Genomic DNA, 21,248 nt, shown 5'->3' on the forward strand with positions numbered 1-21,248 from the left:
CAGGCGATTTATTTCTTATCGCCCTGAGACAGCGCTTTTTTCACCAAATCAGCATCGACTACAAGCTTTTTCGTCTTGGATCCCGGCAATTCATACATCGCCTTTTGAAGGGTGCGTTCGACCACAGAACGGAGCCCGCGAGCGCCGGTTTTGCGTTCCATTGTAAACGAAACAATTTCTGCAATTCCATCATCGGTAAAGGACAAATCGATATCGTCCATTTTGAAAAGCTTCGTGTACTGTTTGGTAATTGCGTTTTTCGGTTCTGTTAAAATGCGTTTCAGCGCATCGGCGTCTAATTCTTCGAGAGATACGACAATCGGCAAACGCCCGACCAATTCGGGAATTAAACCGAAATGAATCAAATCGTCCGGTTCCAAAAGTTTAAACAAACTCGAAAGCGAGTTATCCTTTTCCGAACGGATGTCTGCGCCAAAGCCCATGCCGCCTTGATTCACGCGATGTGCAATAATTTTATCCAATGTTTCAAATGCACCGCCGCAAATAAAAAGAATATTCCGCGTGTTGATTTGAACTAAACTTTGTTCAGGATGTTTGCGTCCACCTTTGGGCGGAACTTGCGCAGTCGTCCCTTCCAAAATTTTAAGAAGACCTTGTTGCACGCCTTCACCCGAAACATCACGTGTGATCGAAGGATTGGCAGTTTTACGGGCAATTTTATCAATTTCATCGATAAAGATAATGCCGCGTTCTGCACGCGCAACGTCATAATCAGCAGCCTGTAAAAGGCGCACTAAAATATTTTCAACATCTTCGCCCACATAACCGGCTTCGGTAAGCACAGTCGCATCGGCGATAGAAAATGGCACATTCAAAAAGCGAGCGAGGGTCTGCGCCAAAAGAGTCTTTCCACTTCCGGTCGGTCCGACCAAAAGCAAATTTGACTTTTCGACTTCGACGTCATCTTTTTCTTTGCCCGCATTGGCGTCTTTATAACGAAGACGCTTATAATGATTGTAAACGGCAACGGACAATGCGATTTTTGCATCGTCTTGTCCGATGACGAAATCGTCCAAATGCGCCTTTAACTCTTTCGGAGTCGGAAGCGGTGTATTGTCCGCTTCGACTGTTGTCTTCGAAGCTTCTTTTGCCAAATCATCGAGCAAAAGATTATAGCAAGCCGTAACGCAGTCATTGCAAATGTGGACATTTGCGCCCGAAATCATTTTGGCAACGCGTTCTGCCGGCTTTCCGCAAAAACTACAGGTGATTTGGGTATGATTCCTTCCGTTCTTATACATGGAAACAGCCCTTAAGCTTTAATGTCCGGAACAGCCTTGTGCGGCTTGAAAATTTCGTCGATAACGCCGAATTCCAAAGCTTCTTCTGCAGTGAGGAAAAAGTCGCGTTCTGTTTTTTCGCGAACTTCTTCAATCGAACGACCAGAATGCTCTGCGATAATTTTCGTGAGCATTTCACGTGTGCGCACAAGTTCTTTGGCGTGCACTTGAATATCTGTCGATTGTCCAGTCACTGCTCCCGACGGCTGATGCAACATAATGCGAGAATGCGGAAGCGCATAGCGTTTTCCTTTCGTTCCAGCAGCGAGAAGAATCGCCGCCATCGAAATGCTATCGCCAACGCAAATCGTCGCCACATTCGGACGAATGTGCTGCATCGTGTCGTAGATGGCAAGACCCGCCGAGACATAACCGCCCGGGCTGTTGATGTATAATGTAATGTCCTTCTCGGGATTCTCATATTCCAAGAAGATCATTTGAGCCATGACGTTATTCGCCACTTCATCGTTAATCGGCGTTCCCAAGAAAATGATACGTTCTTTGAGAAGACGAGAATAGATGTCGTAAGCGCGTTCACCGTGGCCGGTGTTTTCAATGATAGTTGGAATGACCATGAGTTCTCCCGAAAAAAACTTACTTGGATTCTTCTGCTGCCGGCTTGATTCCGACGATAAAGTCAGAAGCTTGTTCGACTCGAAGTTCGTCGCGCAAAGAATTGATACGGCCCGACTGGCGGAGGTGGTCTTTGAGAGTCTTCGCATCTACGCCATACATCGCAGCCATACCTTCGATGCGTTCGTCCACCAAAGCCTGCGACGGTTTGAGTTTTTCCTTATTCGCAACGAATTCCAAGATGAAATGCTTCTTGATTTCGCGAATTGCTTCCGGTTCCAAAGACTTCAACTGCTCTTCGGTCGGTTCCACTTCTTCGTTCGAGCCCGAATTGCGCTGGAGAGTATACTTGATGAGATCAACAACGCGGGAATGTGCGACGTCAAACGGATTCGTTTCGATCAATTTATCAATCGCTTCGTTCACCGCTTTCGCCTTTGCAGCGCCCTTCTTGTTGTTCAAAATGCTCTGTTGGAGATTATCCTTCAAATCGGCTTCATCTTTCACGCCGAGTTTTTTGAAGAATTCTTCGTCCAATTTCGGAGCGCGGATTTCGCGGACATCGGTCACTTCGACCTTAAAGTCTGCGGTCTTGCCGCGGTATTGTTCGTCCTTGTGATCTGCCGGGTAAATAAAATGAATGTCTTTCTTGTCGCCCTTCTTCGCACCGGTGAGGCCTTCGTCAAATCCCGGAGAAGCCGATTCGCCGAGAAGAGAACGGAATTCGCGGTCTTCCGGAATTTCCTTGTTTTCGCCGTCGATTTTCACTTCGATGTAATTGCCGACAACCACGTCGCCCTTCTTCGCTTCGCGGTCAACGGATTCTGCTGTCGAATACATTTGAAGAACGCGGTCATATTCCGCCTTCACTTCATCTTCGTCGATGACCACATCCGGAACGGTAATGCCCAAGTTGTCATAACCCTTGATGTCGATCACCGGATCCACTTCCACGACTGCGGTGAAAGTAATGTCTGCGGTCTTGTCGTCTTTGAAATTTTCAACCTTGACGCGAGAAACCGGAATAATGTTTGCCGCTTTGAGTTCTTCGCTCAAAGTAGAATTCATCACTTCTTCAATCGCCTCTGCACGAATCGAATCGCCAAAGCGAGATTCAATCACGTGGCGAGGAACTGCACCTGCGCGGAATCCCTTCAACTGAATTTCCTTGCGGTATTCGGTCACCTTCTTTTCGAACGGCTTCTTCAAAGCGTCCTGCGGAATGGCGATGTCAATGTTACGAACCGTAGAGCTGATCTCTTTAATCGTTGCGGACATAGTGTCTCCATGAATAAAACATTAAGGATGCGAGGGGTGGGACTTGAACCCACACACTGGAAGTACCAGATCCTAAGTCTGGCGCGTCTACCAATTCCGCCACTCTCGCGTATTCGGATGCCAAAAATACAAAAAATCATTCTTTTTGAAAATGAAACAGCTATTTTAATGGCGTGTTAAACGCATTCCGAACCATTCGCATTGGAGTTTTCATCTCGGCAGTCAACCTTCTCATTCAAGGGGTTGCGTTTCTTGTCGGGAATTTTATCGCAAAAAATCTCGGCAATGTTTCTTTTGCTTACTTTGGCATTCTCCAAAGCGATTACACCATTTTTACCGCCCTCGCTGACTTTGGCACGGCCACACTTCTTCTCGCATTCTTCGGGAAAAAGGCTTCTAACGGAAGGCTTCTTTTTGCCTCTTTTCAGCTCCGCTATGTTCTCACATTCGCCTCCATGATTTTGATGATGCTTTTCGCATTATTCTTCCGCAGAAATCATCCCGCTTTCCGCGGCGAATTCATTATGGCATTCGGACTTTTATTTCAGCACGCTTTTTTTGATTGGTATTTTGTATGCGGAAAATTTTGGAAAAAATTGCTCGCCGCAAAAATTTTGCACACGATTTCTTATTCCGCAGTTATGGCGCTTTCGCTTTTTTATTTTCGCATTCAAAGCGTCGAAGGCATTGCGCTTTCAATGGTCATCGCCGCTCTTCCCGCTTGGAGTTTCGGCGCAACAGCAGCGCTTCGCCCGCGCGTTTTTCATTTCACCCGCCGCAGTTTTCTCTTCATCCGTTTAATGCTTTCCAAAGCTTTTCCTTTTGCGCTTTCGAGTCTCGCCAGTTTTTTGTATTTGCCTCTTGGACTTTATGCGATGGATTTTTTTGCGCCCAGAGAACTTCTCGGCGCCTATAATTATGCGCACAAACTAATCATTTTAGCGAGCGGAATGATGGTGAATTTCATTTCATCTTCTCTCGTTACCAAGCACGAATCAAACGACCAAAACTTGCACATTAAAGACATTTTCATTTTCACTTTATTCATCGCAATTTGCACTTCGCCATTTTGGATTTTTCCCAAATTCTGTTTGCGTTGGCTTTTCTTCGCCGCTCCCATTCGAAACGATGAAGTTGCGCTCACATTCGCCGCATTCACCATTTCCGTTCTCGCATTTTCCCTCGTTCTGCAAGCGCTGCGCATGAGTTTTGTTGCAACGATGCTCAAAGAAAAACGCTTGTGGACATACGTCACATTCATTTTTATCGGCGGACTTTTAAACGCTTTCGCCGTTTTCGTACTCCCGCATTTCGGAGTTTCTCCCGAAAAAATTCCGCTTTTAACTTTAACCGGCGATGTTTCGCTCAGCGCAATTCTCTTCTTGTATTTCGCTTTTCACAAGCGCCTTCGGATGTAATGAACAAATGGTTGAAATCATCCAAATGATAACGCCCCACGCCCAAAAAATTCCTTGTTTATAACCAGCCAAGAAAAACCAAAAGCCGACGAAATAAATGAAGAAAACATAAAACATTACGAGCCGCGGCGTCTTTCTTCTTTTGACGCGATCAAATAAAATTGACATTCCGAGCCCGACTAAAAACGGCACCAAAAAACATCCGGGAAGTCCAAAGTCCTTGTAAATTTCCCACAGATAACCCGTCGTATTTAAGCCCGGAATTTTTTGCACACTTTCGTTGTAAATTCCATCCCAACCGAAACTCGTTTTTAAAGCGCCCGGCGCACGGAAATATTCAAACATTCCCGAGAAAAAATCAATGCCGTATGTAAACGGATGAATTTCTCGATCCGTCGGAGAATTGATTGCGTAATCTAAATTCCAATAATTGTTGGCGACATATTTATAAGGCATCGTCATCGCCGCTTCCATCGTCATCGACTTCACCGAAGATTCGCCATATTGCGAACGCGCGGACGCCACAAAAATGAATCCGACAATTCCTGCAATCAAAAGCGCTGTGATAAGTAAAACCGAAATGCGTTTGCACAAAAAATTGAAAAGAATTACCGCAAAGCCCAAGCACATAAATAAAGTCGTCCGGCTAGGATAAGCGCACACACTCAACACCGAAATAAAAAGAGTTATCGGCAAAGAAATTCGGCGAATCCAACGCACCGGATTTAACGACTTAAAGGACGCCACCCCAAAAAGCATTACCACGAGCGGAGCACTTGAAAAGAATTGCGCATAAAATCCGTAATCCACTTTACGCGATGCAAAATATCCCGCATTTCCCGTAAATAAAATCAAATTTCCCGCCACTTGAATAATCCCAAAAATTCCCACAAAATACAGCGCTAAAATGAAACACGAAAGAATAAAATGCAACTTCCAATTATACGCAAAATTTTCAGTCGGCTGCGTTTTGCAAGGCGAATGATTCCATTGAAAAAGTAAACACCCCGACGCAAAAGAAAATAAAGCGCCACCCCAAACAAACCATGTTTTTGCATGAAACGGCGTCATCGCATGATCTAATCGCAAATACGCAAAAGCGAGAGTCAAACATTGAAAGAAAATGTAAACCGTCGCCGGCGAAAAAAAGTCTAACTTTTTTTTCCACACATAAAATAACAGCCCCGCCACAATGAAAAGCAAGACTGTCGTTTCGGGATATTCGCAGACTTGTGCGAACATTAGGCGTTGCGTTTCCTTCTAAAAAATCCGGTAAACGTGCTCCATTCTTTTTCCAAATTTGAGCCCGTTCCTTTCTGCGATTTCACAAGTTCAATGAAATTGCTGAGAAGAGTTGCGAATAACATGCAAACCATTACCGTGAACATGAGCGAAACACCGCGCAACGGCGAAACTTTTTTGTCATTCGGCCAAGGAGCTTCAAGCACGTGCAAGTTCGTGAGCTTTTTCGCTTCTTCAAGTTGCATCTGTTCGCTCTGCTGACGGAGCAGCTTGTACAGAGCGGCCTGCACCTTGATTTCTTCCTGCTTACGCATATATTCCGCGCCAAGCTGCGGACTTTTCTTCAAAGTGATTAAGCCCATCGACTGTTGCTTGCCGTTGAGAGTCTGATTGATTGCCGTATTCAGCGAGCTGTAGCGTTTGGAAAGTTCGCTGTAACGCTTGGAATCCGTTCCGCGAAGCTGGCTTTCGTAATTCATTTCCACGGCGACACTCTGACGTTCCGTCTGAAGCGAACTCAAATATTTAATCGTCGCTTCCATTTGAATTCCCGGTTCGTAGAAATTATTTTCCGTTTGGAATTTTACAAAATCATCTTTCAACGAATCCAAAGTTTTCAAGCAAAGCGCCATACGCTTATCAAAATATTCTCGGCTTTGACGAGCTTGTTTCGTTTTAAATGCATTAAACATCGAGTCTGCTTTTTCGAGCATAAACGTCGCCATTTCCGATGCTACACGATAATCTTCATCTTCAATCGCAACCTCTAACATATTTTCGTCCGTCAAAGACAGCTTAAAATTTTTGCGGAATAATTTTAACAAGTCCGCGCGGAAATTTCCTTTAAACTCATAACGCTTCGCCAAATCAAAATGATCGATGACCATATCTTGCAATTCTTTGGAATCGAAAATCGTCCAAATCGCATCCGCATCCGCCGAGCCCGAAGTAAATCCGAGAAGCGACGCATACGAAGAAAATTCTCCACCGAGCATTCCCGAAAGCGCACTCATTCCCGACGATTCCGCAGGCGGAGTCACCACAGCCTTGGCCGCATAAGTCGGCTTAATCACCCACATCACCAAAACGAAAACAATTAAAGTCGGAATAAAAACCATCGCACAACACAATTTGAAATGCTTCAAATCGTTATTGAGAATCCGCAAAAAAGTTTCAACTAAGCCAGGAGCTTCTGGAATATTATTTGTAGTTGACATAGATGATAAACGCCGACGAAACAACGGTTAAAAGAGATGCGACGAACAAAGTAAAATCTTTGAATCGTTCATAAGTGCTCTTCGGAATTTCAATGTAATCTCCCGGAAGAATCGGATCCCGAGTGGCATTCACATAAATCGTTTCTCGGTCGCCGCGAATCACTTTCACTTGGTCAAAGGAACCTGTTGTCGTTAGCACACCAGCTGCCGAAATATAATCGAGCGCATGCCATGACGGATCATATTGCTGTCTTCCAACTCCCGCGACTGCCCCGCCGACATAAACGAGCAAAGGCTTCATCGTATATTCAATTTCTGCACCTAAAGGCGGCACCACTTTATCCGCAAGACTAACCGGAATCGACTCCGAAGAATTATCCTTTTTCCGAATCGTAACTGATTGATAGCCTAAATTAGGAATCCGATTTCCGCCAGCTCTTTCGAAATAATCCGAAACCGTTTTTCCTTCGACATACGAAACCGCCGAGCGATAATTCGGCAAAATAATCGTAATCGCATTGTTCATATCGGCGAACGGCACAAAAATCTGATCGCCCGGTTCCATAATAATGTCACTTGCAAAATCGCCTTCATTATAAATCTTAAAGCAATTCACATGAATCGTATCATTTCCACGAATTATGCGCACATCATCATCGCGACCTTGCGGTAAAATATCTCCCACTAATTTCAAAAGCCGAGTCAAACGAGTCTGCGGTTCAACAAAAACCTGCCCCACATGCGGCACCGCTCCCATCACATTTACAATCATCTTTTTCATTTGCGCGAGCTGCACAAAACAATACTTCGGATCGTAACGCTTTGCAACCGCTTTTAAAATTTCTTCGCGCGCTTGCGCAATCGTTTTTCCTGCGACATTGACAATTCCGCATTCTTCAATAATAATGCTTCCATCCGGATAAACCTTCGCCGAAAGGTATGAATTTTCAAGCATAATATCCAGATAATCGCCCGGTCCCAAAAGATAATTCGAATCGACAACGCCTTCGCTATAACTCGGCTGCATTGTCACAGAATTCCGCTGAAACGCAGGATTCGTCGTCTGTAATCCCGTCATCGCCGGATAGGCGCCGCCCATTTCTTCCGAAGCCAAAATCGTCGGCACGCAGAGAAAAAGACTCAGCATCAAAATTTTCAAAAAATGCATAATTTATCCAAACAAAAATCTGCTAGTTGGTATAAAATAGAAAAAACCCAGCTGGGAAAGCTGGGCTTTTTCTAGAATCTTAGCAGATTACTTTTCCGCTTCCTTAGAAGCACCCTTGACCATGTCAACAGGCTTCGTATCAGCAGCCGGAGCTTCTGCCTTCGGAGCTTCCTTAGCCTTGATTTCGTCTTCAACGAGAGAGATCAAAGCCATTTCAGCTGCGTCGCCAGGACGGTTCGGGCCGAGTTTCAGCACGCGGGTGTAACCACCGTTGCGGCTCTTGTAACGCGGACCAATCACGTCGAAAAGTCCCTGCAAAACCTTCGGATCACGAACGATTCGTGCAGCTTCGCGGCGAGCAGAAAGGTCACCCTTCTTCGCATAAGTCACCAAGCGATCCACAACGCTACGAACAAGGCGAGCCTTGAGGAGAGTCGTACGCACAGAGCGGTTGATCTGTTCCTCTTCCAGGCCTTTTCCGAGGATGGAAGTCGCGAGGCTACGGAGAATGGCACGCTTATGCTGCGCATTCGCACCGAGTTTTTTGTTTTTTACACCGTGTCTCATTTTTCTTAATCCTTCAAGTATTCATCGACGTTCATGCCAAAAGTAAGGCCCATCGACGTCAATACCTCGTTAAGTTCAACCAAGGACTTCCGACCGAAGTTCTTGTATTTCAGCATATCCGCTTCCTTGTTGCGAACAAGTTCTGCAATCGTATGAATATTCGCCATACGGAGGCAGTTGCTGGAACGAACGGAAAGTTCGAGTTCGTCCACACGCATACGGAGACGGGAGGCAATACGCTGACGTTCTTCGTCTTGCACCATTTCTTCCGGAGATTCGAGATCTCCTTCGAAGTTGATGAAAGCTTCCAAATGATCCACCAAAAGCTTTGCCGAATAAGCAAGAGCATCTTCAGGATCAATAGAACCATCAGTCGTAATTTCCAATTCTAGACGGTTGTAGTCCGTTTTTTGACCCACACGAGTATCGCTCACGTGCATCGCAACTTTCAACACCGGGTTGAAGTTTGCGTCCATGGCAATTTCACCGATCGGGGCATTCGGATCCTTCAATTCGTCCGCAACCACATAACCGCGTCCGGAAGATACCTTGAGCTCCATGCTCAAAGAAGCATCTCCACCAAGCGTTGCGATATGAACGTCCGGGGTAAGGATCACCACGTTGGGATTCTCCTCGATGTTCGCAGCAGTGATTTCACCATTGCCAGACATATCCAAGCGGAGCGTTTCGTCGTGGTCGGAGAGCAACTTTACACGGATGCTCTTCAAGTTCAGGATGATATCGGTGACATCTTCCTTCACTCCCGGAATCGAAGAGAATTCCTTTTCGACTCCAGCGATTTTTACAGAGACGATCGCAGCACCTTGCAGCGAGGAAAGCAGCGTACGGCGCAGAGCATTACCGATAGTAATACCCCATCCGCGTTCCAGGGCTTCTACGACAAACTTTGCGTAGCGTCCATCTTCGCCGGTTTCCACTTTCTGGAAACTGCGCGGCATTTGGAGAGATTTCCACATCATTGGCGTTTTCCCCTGTTGAGATTAAACTCTTCTCTTCTTCTTAGGACGGCATCCGTTGTGCGGAACACCAGTCACATCGCGAATCGTCAGCACTTCGATGCCAGCGTTCTTGATAGCGCGAACAGCGGATTCACGTCCACCACCAGCGCCCTTCACGCGCACATCGACCTTGCGAATGCCGAGATCGTAAGCCTTGCGGGCTGCGGCTTCGGCGGCAAGCTGAGCTGCGAACGGAGTGCTCTTGCGAGAGCCCTTAAAACCGGAGTTTCCTGGAGAGCCCCAAGCAACAACGTTACCATGAGCATCAGTGAACGACACGATTGTATTGTTGAAAGATGCGTTTACGCAGGCAATGCCCTGCACATCAACACGCTTCTTACCTTTCTTGACCTTTTCCTCAGCGGGAGCAGCAGCTTCTGCAGCGGCCGGGACGGTTTCTTTAACTTCTTCGTCTGCCACGGATCGTCTCCTTACTTCTTCTTGTTAGCAACGGTCTTCTTCGGACCCTTGCGAGTGCGAGCGTTCGTACGGGTGCGTTGACCACGAACCGGCAACTTTTTCAAGTGGCGGGAACCGCGATAGCATCCGATATCTTGAAGACGCTTGATGTTCAAGGTTGTTTCTGCACGAAGTTGACCTTCCACAGAATATTCGTCTTCAAGAACGTGACGAATTTTACCTTGTTCTTCTTCAGTCAAGTCATCGCACTTCTTCTTTAGATCAATGCCCAACTGAGCGCAGATCTTACGAGAGGTGAAAAGACCGACTCCGTAGATAGCCGTCAGACCGTATTCAACAGTCTTGTTTTTCGGCAAATCGACACCAGCAATACGTGCCATAAAATCTCCTAACCCTGTCTCTGCTTGTGACGGGGGTTCTTAGAACAGATGACGCGAAGAATGCCCTTACGACGGACAATCTTGCAGTTTTCACATCTAGGTTTGATGGAGGCTTTGATTTTCATAGGTTCTAACCTTTTTCCCTATTACTTGTAACGGTAGGTGATTCTTCCCCGCGTTAAATCGTACGGGGAAATTTCGACCAACACTTTGTCATCCGGCAAGATGCGGATAAAATGCCGGCGCATTTTTCCAGAAACATGGGCGAGAATCTCGTGACCATTTTCAAGGCCGACGCGGAAGAACGCGTTCGGAAGTGCTTCCAGCACAACGCCTTCTACTTGAATGCCTTCTTCTTTAGCCACTAGGACGCCATCCTGCCGCGAATGCGGCCGTGTTTGAGGAAACCTGCGTAGTTGTTAGTATGGAGGTGGGCTTCGAGTTGACGAAGTGTATCCAGCGCCACACCGACCACGATTAAGACCGAGGTTCCCCCAATATAGAAAGACATATTCAAAGCGTCTTTCAAATGGAGCGGACCAACGCTAATTACAGCCAGGAAAATGGATCCCGGAAGTGAAATGCGAGTCAAAATGTGATCAATATACTCAGCGGTCTTTTTGCCCGGACGAATTCCAGGAATAAAACCACCCGACTTCTTGAGGTTATCCGCAATGTCTGTAGGATTGTATTGGATAGCCGTGTAGAAGTAAGTAAAAAAGATAATCAGCGCTGCGAAAATCACGCTATAAGTGATATGTCCCGGAACGAACGCACTCGCAAAAGATTGCGCCCAGCTCACATTAGGCATCCACGAAGCGATAATCGCGGGCACGAACATGATGGAAGAAGCAAAGATCACAGGAATCACGCCAGCGGTATTCACCTTAAAAGGCAAATAACTAGCCTGACCACCCATAACTTGGCGTCCAACCACCCTGCGCGGACTCTGAAGCGGAATACGACGAGTAGCTTGTTCTACGAAAACGATGAAACCGATGATAGCAACAACGATCGCCAAGATGAAAATCTCAATAGCGAGCGGCTGAATGCCTTCGGTAAACATTTCGAATTCGCGAATGAATGCTCTCGGAAGTCCGCCTACAATACCGGCGAAGATTATCAGGGAGATTCCGTTACCAACACCCTTTGCAGTGATTCTCTCACCGAGATACATTACAAAGATAGTTCCCGTGGTGAAGGTAAGCGTAGCAAGTAACCGGAATCCGACATTCCCAAGCCCGGACTGAAAACCGTCCGTAAGCACAGAAATACCTGTACCGGTCGCGGTGGAAACTTTCAAGCTCGAAAGCCAAACGGCCACACCCCAGCCCTGAAGAGCGCCGAGGAGCACCGTGAAGTAACGCGTGTACTGATTCAGTTTTGCGCGTCCTTCTTGGCCTTCTTTTTGAAGCATTTGAATCGCAGGGATCACGGAACCCATCAACTGGATGATAATGCTTGCGCTAATGTACGGCATAATGCCCAAGGCAAAAACCGTCGCTTTCGCAAAAGCACCGCCAGTAAAGGAGTCATACAATCCGAACATATTGTTGCTGTTGCGGAAGTATTCAGCGAGTACTGTAGCGTCGACACCCGGAATGGTGATATGCGAACCGATGCGATAAACGATAAGAATCCCCAAGGTAAAGAGAATTCTTTTCCTTAGGTCTTCCATCTTGAAGGCGTTGACGAAACCGTCAATAGCTTTCTTCAGAGCTTCCATTATTAGACGATCTCTACTTTGCCGCCAGCAGCTTCAACAGCCGCCTTGGCCTTTTCGCTGATCGCGTTAACTTTGAGAGTAACTGCCTTAGAAATCGTGCCGTAGCCAAGAACCTTAATCGGCTGCTTGACGCTGCGAACGAGGCCCTGATCAAAAAGAACCTTAGCGTCGAATTCAACAACGCCAGACTTTTCGATAGCCTTGAGATTCACGATTTGAGTATCGCGCGGGAACTGGGTCTTAAAACCGCGCTTCGGAATGCGACGATGCATCGGCATCTGACCGCCTTCAAAAGCTACGCGTCCGGCCTTAGCACTCTTACGAGCACCAGCACCTTTCTGACCACGACCGCCAGTCGTGCCCCAGCCGGAGCCCGGACCGCGACCAATGCGCTTACGACCTTTCGTAAGAGCACTCTTGGCAGGATTGATACTATTGAGTTCCATGATTAAATCTCCTCGACCTTGACCATGTGACGGACAACGTTGATGATGCCCTGAATCGCCGGCGTCAATGTCAGTTCGTTAGAGGTTCCGATTCCATGAAGACCGAGAGCAGCAATGTTAGCTCTGTGCTTCGGGAGGGAGTGGATGAGTCCCTTAACTTGGGTAATTCTCACTTTTTTCATTTGAGACCTCAGGCGTTCTGACCGCGCAATACAGCGTAGTCATTTTTGTTCTTCTGAGTCGTGAGACCTTCGATGCAAGCTTGCACCACGGTGCTCGGATTGGAAGAACCATAGATCTTGGTAAGAATGTTGTGGACGCCAGCGAGTTCCAAAACTGCACGAGCAGCAGCACCAGCGATAACGCCAGTACCAGGAGCAGCCGGAATCAAGCGGATGCGAGTTGCACCGTACTTGATTTCAACATCGTGCGGAATGGTTCCGTCTTGAACGTTCACTTCGATAAGGTTGCGCTGAGCCGCTTCGGTACCCTTACGGATAGCTTCGGAAACTTCCTTAGCCTTGCCGAGGCCAACACCAATCTTGCCTTTCTTGTTGCCAACGACAACAAGAGCACTGAAGGACATGCGACGGCCGCCCTTCACAGTCTTGGCGCAGCGATTGATGTGCACAACTCTGTCTTCAAATTCAGAAACTTGAGCTTCGCGTTCCAAAGTGTACCTCTTAGAATTGGAGTCCGCCTTCACGAGCTCCCTCAGCGAGAGCCTGAACGCGACCGTGATAAATGTAACCACCGCGATCGAAGACTACGGCAGAAATGCCCTTGGCCTTCGCAGCGTCGGCAATGAGATTTCCGAGTTTCTTGCTCTGTTCGGTCTTAGTGAGTTCACCAAACTTTGCTTGGAAATCCTTGGAAGAAGTCGAAACTTGCACCAAGGACTTGTTAGAAACATCGTCAATGATCTGAGCGATCATATTAGAGAGCGTACGACGAACTGCGAGACGCGGACGTTCAGCGGTACCGTTGACGGTCTTGCGAACACGTGCATGACGCGCAATTCTGGACTCAAGTCTTTTCTTTGCAATAACAGCCATAACGTTACCTTATTTACCTGTCTTCTTGCCTTGCTTGCGGCGGATGATTTCACCAGCGTACTTAACGCCCTTGCCCTTATACGGTTCAGGACGACGGTACTTGCGAATTTCTGCTGCAGCTTGACCGACTTTCTGCTTATCGATGCCCTTAATGGAAATCTTCAGCGGATCGACAGCCTTCAGTTCAACGCCTTCCGGTGCCTTGTAGATGACCGGGTGAGAGAATCCGAGCACGAGGTTCAGATCCTTGCCCTTTTGTTCCACACGGTAGCCAACGCCGACGATTTCGAGATTCTTTTCAAAACCCTTCGAAACACCTTCGACCATATTAGCAACGAGAGCACGAGTTGTGCCGTGGATCGAGCGAGAGAACTTCAAATCATCCGGACGTTCGAACGAAAGTTGATTGCCGTCCAGCTTGATCTTGATGAGGTCGTGAACCTTGGTAGAAAGCTTGCCGAGCTTGCCTTCGACCTGAATGTTCTGACCATCCACTGCGACTTTCACATCAGCAGGGATATGAATGATAGCTTTTCCGATACGAGACATCTTTACCTCACCAGACCTTTGCGATGACTTCGCCACCCACATTTTCCTTGCGGGCTTCGTGGTCGGTCATCACACCTTTGGAAGTGGAGATAATAGCATAGCCGAGACCGTTACGAACGCGCGGAAGCTTCGCTACATCGCTGTACATACGAAGACCCGAGCGGCTAACTCGCTGGATGCCTTGGATAGCCGGAACGCCGTTAGTGTAGCGGAGAAGGATTTTGAGAATTCCTTGCTTGCCATCTTCAACGACGACGAACTTTTTAATAAAACCTTTTTCCTGCAGCACGCGAGCGATTTCACGCTTTTCGTTGCTAGCTGGAATGTCCACCACAGGCGCTTTTGCCGAAACGGCATTGCGGATGCGGGTGAGCATATCGGCGATAGTATCTGTTGCCATTTTTAAATGCTCCTTACCAGGAAGATTTGGTGATGCCCGGGATTTCACCGGCGAGTGCCATTTCGCGGAAGCAAATACGGCACAAACCGAAGCGACGCATATAAGCGTGCGGTCTACCGCAACGCTTGCAGCGATGATAACCACGAACGGTGTATTTCGGGGTGCGCTTGCACTTTTCGATCATTCTTCTGCTTGCCATGGTATACCTTACTTCCTGAAGGGGAGACCAAGACCTTCGAGCAGAGCACGTCCTTCTTCATCCGTAGTAGCGGAAGTGACAAAGGAAATGTCCATACCGAGAGTCTGAGAGATTTTATCGATGTCGATTTCCACAAAGATCGACTGTTCCTTGATGCCGAGCGTATAGTTGCCGCTGCCATCAAAACCGCGACGCGGGAGACCACGGAAGTCACGCACACGCGGAAGGGAAATGTTGATAAAGCGATAGAGGAAATCCCACATATTTTCGCCGTGGAGGGTCACCTTAGCACCAATTCCAAGACCTTCGCGGAGCTTAAAGTTGGAAATTGCTTTGCGAGCCTTCGTCACCACCGGCTTCTGACCAGTGATTGCAGCGAGAGTATCAGTTGCTTCGTCCAAAACCTTACGGTTGGAAGCAGCTTCGCCAACACCCATATTGATAACGATTTTCTGCAGACGCGGAATCTGCATCACGTTCTTGTAACCGAACTTTTCCTTGAGAGCCGGAACTACGGTCTTTTCATAAACATCTTTCTTCATTGTGCTCATAGTTACGACCTCACAGAGCCTTTCCGGACTTGACGCTCACGCGAACGCTCTTCTTGCCGGCTTCACGGACGCGACGAGTACGAACAGGGGTGGAACCTTCGAGAAGCATCACGTTGGAGATGTCAATCGGGAGTTCCTTTTCAACGATACCACCAGCCTGATTGGTGCGGCTCGGCTTTTCATGACGTTTGTGAACGTTCACGCCAGCAACAATCACGCGACCCGCTTTCGGATCAACGCTCAGCACGGCACCGGTCTTGCCCTTGTGGGCACCGGAGATAACCTTAACGTTATCGTTCTTCTTGATGTTTGACATTAGAGCACCTCGGGTGCGAGAGAGATGATCTTTGTGAAATTATGGTCGCGAAGTTCGCGCGCCACAGGTCCAAAGATACGGGTTCCACGGGGTTCGCCATCTTTCGTGATGAGGACGACTGCGTTGTCGGAGAAGCGGATAAATGTTCCGTCCTTACGACCGATTTCCTTACGAGTGCGGACCACGACAGCATCTGCGACAGAGCCTTTCTTCACCTTGCTCTGGGGGATAGCGTCTTTGACCGCTACCTTGATGACATCGCCGATGCTAGCATAGCGCCGGTTAGATCCACCCAAAACTCGGATGCAGGCGACTTCCTTCGCACCGCTGTTATCGGCCACGACCAGTCTTGTTTCTTCTTGAATCATAGTTTTCGCCTTACTCCAGAAGGATTACTTCTTCTTTGCCACAATCCGAACCAAGCGCCAACGCTTTGTTGCGGAAAGGGGACGGGTTTCCATAATTTCCACAGTATCGCCAACTTCAGCTTCATTCTTTTCATCATGAGCTTTGAACTTAGCTGTGGATTTCATGATCTTGTTGTAAATCGGGTGACGCTTGCGGTCTTCAACCACAACCGTAATCGTCTTGTCCATAGCGCTAGACGAAACGATACCCTGTCTCACTTTGCGAGAGTTTCTATCCATTTTCTGCTCCTGCCGGCTTAGGCCTTGGCCCTTTCGGTAAGAATTGTCTTGACTCGTGCGATGTCCTTGCGGATCGAGCGAGCTGCGACGGGCTTTTCTTCGCTGTTTCCGGTTTTTGCAGAGAACCGGTTGTTGAACAAATCCAAGTTGAGCTGCGAGAGCTTTTCTTGGAGCTGTTCAGTGCTCAATTCTTTCAGTTCGCGTGCTTTCATTAGATTTCCGAAGCCTCCACGATTTTAACTTTAATCGGCAGCTTCTGAGATGCTTCACGAAGCGCTTTAATGGCGAGATCGCGTTCCACACCGTCCATTTCGAACATGATGCGACCCGGAAGAACCACTGCTGCCCAGAATTCAACTGCGCCCTTACCTTTACCCATACGAGCTTCGGCTGGGTGACGAGTAACCGGCTTGTTCGGGAAAATGCGGATCCAAATGTGACCGCCGCGCTTGATGGTACGTGTCATTGCGATACGAGCAGCTTCAATCTGACGTGCTGTGATCCAGCACTTTTCGAGAGCCTGCAAACCGTATTCGCCGAAAGCGATGGTATCACCGCTAGTCGCACGTCCTTTCATGCGACGCTTCTGTTCTTTGCGGAACTTTGTTCTTTTAGGACTCAGCATAATTACTTCTCTCTCTTAGGTTCAGACGACAAGACGTCCTTGCCAATCTTTTCGCCGTGCATGATCCAGACCTTGATACCGACAGCACCGTAAACGGTCTTGGCAGTAGCAGTGGCATAATCAATATCAGCACGAAGGGTGTGCAGAGGAACGCGACCTTCTGCATACTTTTCAACGCGAGCAATTTCAGCACCGCCGAGACGGCCACCGCATTGAATCTTCACGCCTTCGATGCCCATACGCATTGCGCTCTGCATCGCACGCTTCATCGCACGACGGAAGGAAACACGCTTTTCAAGTTGACGAGCAATGTTTTCTGCAACGAGTTTTGCATCAGCTTCCGGACGCTTGATTTCGTGGACGCTAATATAGATTTCTTTTCCGGTGAGATATTGGAGTTCGCTCTTCAAACGTTCCAATTCTTCGCCTTTTTTGCCGATCACGACGCCCGGACGAGCGGTGAAGAGGTTCACATTCACCTTTTTCGGTGTACGTTCGATGCCAACCTTAGCAAGGGAAGCATGTTCGAAACGCTTCATCAAATAACGGCGAAGAACGATATCTTCATAGAGGAAGTCGGCGAACTTTTCGTCTTTGGCATACCACTTGGACTGCCAGTCATCAATGACGCCGAGACGAAGACCATACGGATGAGTTTTCTGACCCATAGTTTACTCCTTATCAGCGTTGTCAGACACAACGACGGTCAAGTGAGACAACGGTTTTGCGAGACGGTCTGCGCTTCCATGAGAACGCGGACGCATACGCTTCATGATTGTAGCACCATCAGCTGCAATCGCTTCGATTTTGAGTTCTTCCGTTGCAACGGCACCCGGAGCTTTCTGCTTAAAGTTTGCAACTGCAGACTTCAAAGCATTTTCAACAATGGGAGCGCCCTTCTTCTTATTGTGAAGAATAGAGAGCATAGCGAAAGCCTGATCAACAGACTTGCCGCGCACCAGATCCGCCACCAAGCGGAGCTTGCGAACACCGTAACGGATATTCTTTACTTTTGCTGTAGCTTTCATTACTTGGATCCTCCTGCGGCTTCAGCCTTACGGTGACCGCGGAAGAGGCGGGTGGGAGAAAATTCACCGAGTTTGTGACCAACCATGTTTTCAGAAACATAGACCGGAACGAACTGCTTGCCGTTGTACACAGCAAAAGTCAAACCGACCATGTCAGGAATAATGGTGGAACGACGGGACCAGGTCTTGATGGGCTGCTTCTTGTCGGAGCTGGCCATAGCCTTGGTTTTGACCAAAACGTGGGAATCCACGAAAGCACCTTTCTTAAGGGATCTCGACATAGCTTATGCCCTCTTCTTCTGGCGACGACGCACGATATAGTGGTCAGTACGCTTGTTGTTACGAGTTTTCTTACCCTTGGAGTTCTTGCCCCACGGAGAGCAGGGGTGACGACCACCAGAGGTTCGACCTTCACCACCACCAAGCGGGTGGTCAACTGGGTTCATGACAACGCCACGAACAGACGGACGGATACCGAGCCAGCGGGAACGACCTGCAGAGCCCGAAGATTCGTTCATATGGTCAATGTTCGAAACTTGACCAACGGTTGCAAGAGCATCTTCCGGAATCAAACGGATTTCACCGCTCGGGAGACGCACCTGGCAAAGCTTGCCGTCTTTTGCGATTAATTCCGCACCAGCACCGGCAGAACGAGCAATCTGAGCGCCCTTGCCCGGGATGATTTCGATGTTGTGAATCATCGAGTTCAGCGGGATTTCCTTGAGAGGAAGAGCATTGCCAAGACGATATTCAGCACCGACACCGGAGTTGAGAACATCGCCGACCTTGATGCCAGCCGGAGCAATGATGTATTGACGCTTGCCATCAACATACTTCACAAGTGCGATGTATGCAGAACGGTTCGGATCGTATTCAACCGTTTCAACTGTGCAAGCGATACCTGCGCGATTACGCTTGAAGTCGATCAAACGATAAGACTTCTTATGTCCACCACCGCGGCGACGAGAAGTAATTTCACCCACGTTGCTACGGCCAGAGCTACGCTTTTTACCGACGGTAAGAGGCTTGTACGGCTTGTCAGCGGTAATTTCCTTCTTATCGTTCAACTGCTTGTAACGCAGTGTCGGGGTAAGCGGTCTATAAGTTTTCAGACCCATTGTTAGACTCCTTCAAATTCGGCAATTTTGTTGCCGGCCTGCAATGTGATGTAAGCCTTTTTCCAGTTGGACTTTTTGCCTACAGCAGTGCGTACACGTTTCATCTTGCCACGGTTGATCAAAGTGTTCACCGAATCCACTTTCACGTTGAAACGAGATTCGATGGCGCTCTTGATTTCTTGCTTTGTAGCAGAAAGACCGACCTTGAAAACATACTGACGAACACCAGTGCGCGGATTAATCATCATCTTTGCAGTGCTTTCAGTGATGTGCGGTTCTTTCAGAATTTCGTGGAGTTCTTTCATCTGGAACCTCCAGTGAGTTCACCCAGAGCGTCCTGGGAAATCGCGATATTGTTTGCGCGAACGAGATCATAAGTGTTCACGTCTTGAACACGAGCAGTACGAACCCAAGGAACGTTTTCTGTCGAAAGACGGAGATTCTTATCGTTTGCACCGACGAGGAAGAGCGCATTGCGCTGTTCGAGACCCGCCTTGTTCACCACAGAAAGGAAATCCTTGGTTTTCGGAGCGTCGAAAGAAAGACTTTCGAACACGAAGACCTTGCCTTCCTGAGCCTTATCGGAAAGGGCAGAATGGAAAGCGATACGCTTCACCTTCTTGTTCACCTTTTCGAAGTAGTCGTGGGACTTCGGACCATGAGCCTTGTTACCACGAACCCACACAGCAGAGGTGTTCTGACCAGCACGAGCGCGACCAGTACCCTTTTGCTTCCAAGGCTTCGTCGTACCACCGCTGACCTGAGAACGAGTCTTGGTCTGAGCTGTGCCTTGACGGAGGTTGTTGAGAATTGCCTTGATGTGCAAATAGATGCAAACCTTATTCACTTCTGTGTCAAACACAGCAGGAAGGTCAATTTCATTTTTGAATTCGCCGCTAGCGGCGTAGAGCTTAGCCTTTGCCATTAGCCTTTCCTCACCACGATGACTCCGTTCTTCGGGCCCGGAACAGCGCCGCGAACAAAGATCAAATTGCGATCACTATCAACCTTAATCACCTGGAGGTGCTTGACTGTGACCTTCTTGTTACCATATTGACCAGCCATACGCTTACCCGGGAAAACACGACCCGGATAAGAGTGAGCAGAAAGACCACCCGGTTCACGGATGTTGTGAGTACCGTGACCACGAGGACCCGTGTGGAAACCGTGACGCTTCACAGTACCAGAGAAACCATGCCCCTTCGAGATACCCGAAACGTCAACAGTCTTCACTTCTGCGAAATCAGCAGCGCCGAATTCCTTGCCGATCGGCCATTCTTCGAGGTTTTCCACGTCAAATTCAGCGAGATAACCGCGAACATCGAGGTTAGCCTTCTTGAAGTGACCAATGGTTGCCTTATCTGCGCGAGATTCCTTGACGAGACCAAAACCGACCTGAATTGCGGTATAGCCGTCTTTTTCTTCAGTCTTGTGGCAAACGACCACGCACGGACCAGCTTCGAGAACCGTTACCGGAACGCATTCTCCGTTATCCGTGAATACTTGGGTCATTCCCAGCTTCTTTGCAAGAATACCGTTCATTGTATTACACCTTAATTTCGACTTCGACACCTGCTGGCAATTCCAACTTCATCAAGGAATCTACCGTCTGCGGAGTAGCGTCCAGAATGTCAATCAAGCGTTTGTGGGTACGAGACTCGAACTGTTCACGAGACGTTTTGTTAACGTGAGGAGAACGGAGAACCGTGTACTTTTGAATTTTGGTCGGGAGAGGGATTGGACCCGCGATGCGGGCTCCCGTGTTCTTTGCCGTATTTACGATGTCCTGAGCAGAACGATCAATCATACGATGATCGAACGACTTCAAGGAAATACGAATGCGTTCACCAGCCATTGTTATTCCTTACTTGATGATTTCAGTTACAGAGCCAGCGCCGACCGTACGGCCACCTTCGCGGATTGCGAAGCGGAGCTGCTGTTCCATAGCAACCGGAGCAATGAGTTCGACGTCGATAGTCACGGTGTCACCCGGAGTCACCATTTC

Annotated in this window: 36 protein-coding genes and 1 tRNA gene; 1 reads left to right on the top strand and 36 read right to left on the bottom strand. The window is 48.1% G+C overall.

The window, feature by feature from the left end:
• Positions 1–8: 8 nt before the first annotated feature.
• From clpX to B0H50_RS07205, 4 genes are all read right to left on the bottom strand, one after another.
• Positions 9–1,262, bottom strand: coding sequence for an ATP-dependent Clp protease ATP-binding subunit ClpX (gene clpX, locus B0H50_RS07190; protein ID WP_106198856.1), 1,254 nt, complete (start codon positions 1,260–1,262; stop codon positions 9–11).
• 11 nt (positions 1,263–1,273) lie between these two features.
• Positions 1,274–1,876, bottom strand: a complete 603-nt coding sequence (locus tag B0H50_RS07195; RefSeq protein ID WP_106198855.1) for an ATP-dependent Clp protease proteolytic subunit — start codon at positions 1,874–1,876, stop codon at positions 1,274–1,276.
• A 19-nt stretch (positions 1,877–1,895) separates the two neighbouring features.
• Positions 1,896–3,152, bottom strand: coding sequence for a trigger factor (tig, locus tag B0H50_RS07200; RefSeq protein WP_109587484.1), 1,257 nt, complete (start codon positions 3,150–3,152; stop codon positions 1,896–1,898).
• Positions 3,153–3,180: 28 nt separating this feature from the next.
• Positions 3,181–3,261: transfer RNA gene (locus B0H50_RS07205), tRNA-Leu, on the bottom strand.
• A 64-nt stretch (positions 3,262–3,325) separates the two neighbouring features.
• Between B0H50_RS07205 and B0H50_RS07210 the strand changes: the two genes are divergently transcribed.
• Complete coding sequence (locus B0H50_RS07210; protein ID WP_109587485.1) at positions 3,326–4,570, top strand: oligosaccharide flippase family protein; 1,245 nt, start codon at positions 3,326–3,328, stop codon at positions 4,568–4,570.
• Here B0H50_RS07210 and B0H50_RS07215 read toward each other — a convergent pair.
• From B0H50_RS07215 to B0H50_RS07370, 32 genes are all read right to left on the bottom strand, one after another.
• Positions 4,499–5,812: an O-antigen polymerase gene (locus B0H50_RS07215; RefSeq protein ID WP_106198852.1), complete on the bottom strand. Its 1,314-nt coding sequence runs from the start codon at positions 5,810–5,812 to the stop codon at positions 4,499–4,501. The genes B0H50_RS07210 and B0H50_RS07215 overlap by 72 nt on opposite strands.
• Complete coding sequence (locus B0H50_RS07220) at positions 5,812–7,029, bottom strand: GumC domain-containing protein (protein WP_109587486.1); 1,218 nt, start codon at positions 7,027–7,029, stop codon at positions 5,812–5,814. Before B0H50_RS07220 ends, B0H50_RS07215 begins: the two co-directional genes overlap by 1 nt.
• Positions 7,013–8,197 carry a polysaccharide biosynthesis/export family protein gene (locus B0H50_RS07225; protein ID WP_109587487.1) on the bottom strand — a complete coding sequence of 395 codons (1,185 nt, stop codon included), beginning with the start codon at positions 8,195–8,197 and terminating at the stop codon, positions 7,013–7,015. Before B0H50_RS07225 ends, B0H50_RS07220 begins: the two co-directional genes overlap by 17 nt.
• Before the next feature lie 87 nt (positions 8,198–8,284).
• Positions 8,285–8,764 (bottom strand): 50S ribosomal protein L17, encoded by a 480-nt coding sequence (rplQ, locus tag B0H50_RS07230; RefSeq protein WP_106198849.1) that lies wholly within the window; start codon positions 8,762–8,764, stop codon positions 8,285–8,287.
• Between the two features lie 5 nt (positions 8,765–8,769).
• A complete protein-coding gene (locus tag B0H50_RS07235) occupies positions 8,770–9,744 on the bottom strand; it encodes a DNA-directed RNA polymerase subunit alpha (RefSeq protein ID WP_106198848.1) in 975 nt (324 codons plus the stop codon).
• A gap of 21 nt (positions 9,745–9,765) precedes the next feature.
• Positions 9,766–10,203, bottom strand: coding sequence for a 30S ribosomal protein S11 (gene rpsK, locus B0H50_RS07240; RefSeq protein ID WP_109587488.1), 438 nt, complete (start codon positions 10,201–10,203; stop codon positions 9,766–9,768).
• A gap of 11 nt (positions 10,204–10,214) precedes the next feature.
• Positions 10,215–10,583 carry a 30S ribosomal protein S13 gene (rpsM, locus tag B0H50_RS07245; RefSeq protein ID WP_106198846.1) on the bottom strand — a complete coding sequence of 123 codons (369 nt, stop codon included), beginning with the start codon at positions 10,581–10,583 and terminating at the stop codon, positions 10,215–10,217.
• A gap of 8 nt (positions 10,584–10,591) precedes the next feature.
• The gene (gene rpmJ, locus B0H50_RS07250; RefSeq protein WP_073305487.1) at positions 10,592–10,708 is read right to left on the bottom strand and encodes a 50S ribosomal protein L36; all 117 of its coding nucleotides are present in this window, start codon (positions 10,706–10,708) and stop codon (positions 10,592–10,594) included.
• Between the two features lie 21 nt (positions 10,709–10,729).
• Entirely contained in the window at positions 10,730–10,948 is a 219-nt protein-coding gene (gene infA, locus B0H50_RS07255) for a translation initiation factor IF-1 (RefSeq protein WP_106198845.1), read from the bottom strand.
• Positions 10,948–12,309, bottom strand: a complete 1,362-nt coding sequence (gene secY / locus B0H50_RS07260; protein ID WP_106198844.1) for a preprotein translocase subunit SecY — start codon at positions 12,307–12,309, stop codon at positions 10,948–10,950. The genes infA and secY overlap by 1 nt, the downstream gene beginning before the upstream one ends.
• A 2-nt stretch (positions 12,310–12,311) precedes the next feature.
• On the bottom strand, positions 12,312–12,755 hold the full coding sequence (gene rplO / locus B0H50_RS07265; protein ID WP_106198843.1) for a 50S ribosomal protein L15: 444 nt from the start codon (positions 12,753–12,755) through the stop codon (positions 12,312–12,314).
• 2 nt (positions 12,756–12,757) lie between these two features.
• Complete coding sequence (gene rpmD / locus B0H50_RS07270) at positions 12,758–12,937, bottom strand: 50S ribosomal protein L30 (protein ID WP_106198842.1); 180 nt, start codon at positions 12,935–12,937, stop codon at positions 12,758–12,760.
• An 8-nt stretch (positions 12,938–12,945) separates the two neighbouring features.
• Positions 12,946–13,428, bottom strand: coding sequence for a 30S ribosomal protein S5 (rpsE, locus tag B0H50_RS07275; RefSeq protein ID WP_106198841.1), 483 nt, complete (start codon positions 13,426–13,428; stop codon positions 12,946–12,948).
• A gap of 10 nt (positions 13,429–13,438) precedes the next feature.
• Complete coding sequence (gene rplR, locus B0H50_RS07280) at positions 13,439–13,810, bottom strand: 50S ribosomal protein L18 (protein ID WP_106198840.1); 372 nt, start codon at positions 13,808–13,810, stop codon at positions 13,439–13,441.
• 9 nt (positions 13,811–13,819) lie between these two features.
• A complete protein-coding gene (rplF, locus tag B0H50_RS07285; RefSeq protein WP_106198839.1) occupies positions 13,820–14,359 on the bottom strand; it encodes a 50S ribosomal protein L6 in 540 nt (179 codons plus the stop codon).
• 7 nt (positions 14,360–14,366) lie between these two features.
• Positions 14,367–14,759, bottom strand: a complete 393-nt coding sequence (rpsH, locus tag B0H50_RS07290) for a 30S ribosomal protein S8 (protein WP_106198838.1) — start codon at positions 14,757–14,759, stop codon at positions 14,367–14,369.
• Positions 14,760–14,772: 13 nt separating this feature from the next.
• Positions 14,773–14,958, bottom strand: a complete 186-nt coding sequence (locus B0H50_RS07295) for a type Z 30S ribosomal protein S14 (RefSeq protein WP_073305497.1) — start codon at positions 14,956–14,958, stop codon at positions 14,773–14,775.
• 8 nt (positions 14,959–14,966) lie between these two features.
• Positions 14,967–15,509, bottom strand: a complete 543-nt coding sequence (rplE, locus tag B0H50_RS07300; protein WP_106198837.1) for a 50S ribosomal protein L5 — start codon at positions 15,507–15,509, stop codon at positions 14,967–14,969.
• A gap of 10 nt (positions 15,510–15,519) precedes the next feature.
• The gene (gene rplX, locus B0H50_RS07305) at positions 15,520–15,825 is read right to left on the bottom strand and encodes a 50S ribosomal protein L24 (protein ID WP_106198836.1); all 306 of its coding nucleotides are present in this window, start codon (positions 15,823–15,825) and stop codon (positions 15,520–15,522) included.
• Positions 15,825–16,193: a 50S ribosomal protein L14 gene (gene rplN / locus B0H50_RS07310; protein ID WP_106198835.1), complete on the bottom strand. Its 369-nt coding sequence runs from the start codon at positions 16,191–16,193 to the stop codon at positions 15,825–15,827. The genes rplX and rplN overlap by 1 nt, the downstream gene beginning before the upstream one ends.
• Positions 16,194–16,217: 24 nt before the next feature.
• Positions 16,218–16,472 (bottom strand): 30S ribosomal protein S17, encoded by a 255-nt coding sequence (rpsQ, locus tag B0H50_RS07315; RefSeq protein WP_106198834.1) that lies wholly within the window; start codon positions 16,470–16,472, stop codon positions 16,218–16,220.
• Positions 16,473–16,489: 17 nt separating this feature from the next.
• A complete protein-coding gene (gene rpmC / locus B0H50_RS07320; protein WP_106198833.1) occupies positions 16,490–16,684 on the bottom strand; it encodes a 50S ribosomal protein L29 in 195 nt (64 codons plus the stop codon).
• The gene (gene rplP, locus B0H50_RS07325; protein WP_106198832.1) at positions 16,684–17,097 is read right to left on the bottom strand and encodes a 50S ribosomal protein L16; all 414 of its coding nucleotides are present in this window, start codon (positions 17,095–17,097) and stop codon (positions 16,684–16,686) included. The genes rpmC and rplP overlap by 1 nt, the downstream gene beginning before the upstream one ends.
• Positions 17,098–17,099: 2 nt before the next feature.
• A complete protein-coding gene (rpsC, locus tag B0H50_RS07330) occupies positions 17,100–17,765 on the bottom strand; it encodes a 30S ribosomal protein S3 (RefSeq protein WP_106198831.1) in 666 nt (221 codons plus the stop codon).
• Positions 17,766–17,768: 3 nt separating this feature from the next.
• Positions 17,769–18,125 carry a 50S ribosomal protein L22 gene (gene rplV, locus B0H50_RS07335; RefSeq protein WP_106198830.1) on the bottom strand — a complete coding sequence of 119 codons (357 nt, stop codon included), beginning with the start codon at positions 18,123–18,125 and terminating at the stop codon, positions 17,769–17,771.
• On the bottom strand, positions 18,125–18,406 hold the full coding sequence (gene rpsS / locus B0H50_RS07340) for a 30S ribosomal protein S19 (RefSeq protein WP_106198829.1): 282 nt from the start codon (positions 18,404–18,406) through the stop codon (positions 18,125–18,127). The genes rplV and rpsS overlap by 1 nt, the downstream gene beginning before the upstream one ends.
• Positions 18,407–18,409: 3 nt before the next feature.
• Entirely contained in the window at positions 18,410–19,243 is an 834-nt protein-coding gene (rplB, locus tag B0H50_RS07345) for a 50S ribosomal protein L2 (protein ID WP_106198828.1), read from the bottom strand.
• A 2-nt stretch (positions 19,244–19,245) separates the two neighbouring features.
• A complete protein-coding gene (gene rplW, locus B0H50_RS07350) occupies positions 19,246–19,548 on the bottom strand; it encodes a 50S ribosomal protein L23 (protein WP_106198827.1) in 303 nt (100 codons plus the stop codon).
• On the bottom strand, positions 19,545–20,168 hold the full coding sequence (gene rplD, locus B0H50_RS07355) for a 50S ribosomal protein L4 (RefSeq protein ID WP_106198826.1): 624 nt from the start codon (positions 20,166–20,168) through the stop codon (positions 19,545–19,547). Before rplD ends, rplW begins: the two co-directional genes overlap by 4 nt.
• A complete protein-coding gene (rplC, locus tag B0H50_RS07360) occupies positions 20,168–20,785 on the bottom strand; it encodes a 50S ribosomal protein L3 (protein WP_106198825.1) in 618 nt (205 codons plus the stop codon). Before rplC ends, rplD begins: the two co-directional genes overlap by 1 nt.
• Positions 20,786–20,789: 4 nt before the next feature.
• The gene (gene rpsJ, locus B0H50_RS07365; protein WP_109587489.1) at positions 20,790–21,098 is read right to left on the bottom strand and encodes a 30S ribosomal protein S10; all 309 of its coding nucleotides are present in this window, start codon (positions 21,096–21,098) and stop codon (positions 20,790–20,792) included.
• Positions 21,099–21,107: 9 nt separating this feature from the next.
• A partial coding sequence (locus B0H50_RS07370) for an EF-Tu C-terminal domain-related protein (protein ID WP_456298014.1) occupies positions 21,108–21,248 on the bottom strand: 141 nt, incomplete at its 5' end.

Source organism: Hallerella porci (genome assembly GCF_003148885.1).
GTDB classification, from domain to species: Bacteria; Fibrobacterota; Fibrobacteria; order Fibrobacterales; family Fibrobacteraceae; genus Hallerella; species Hallerella porci.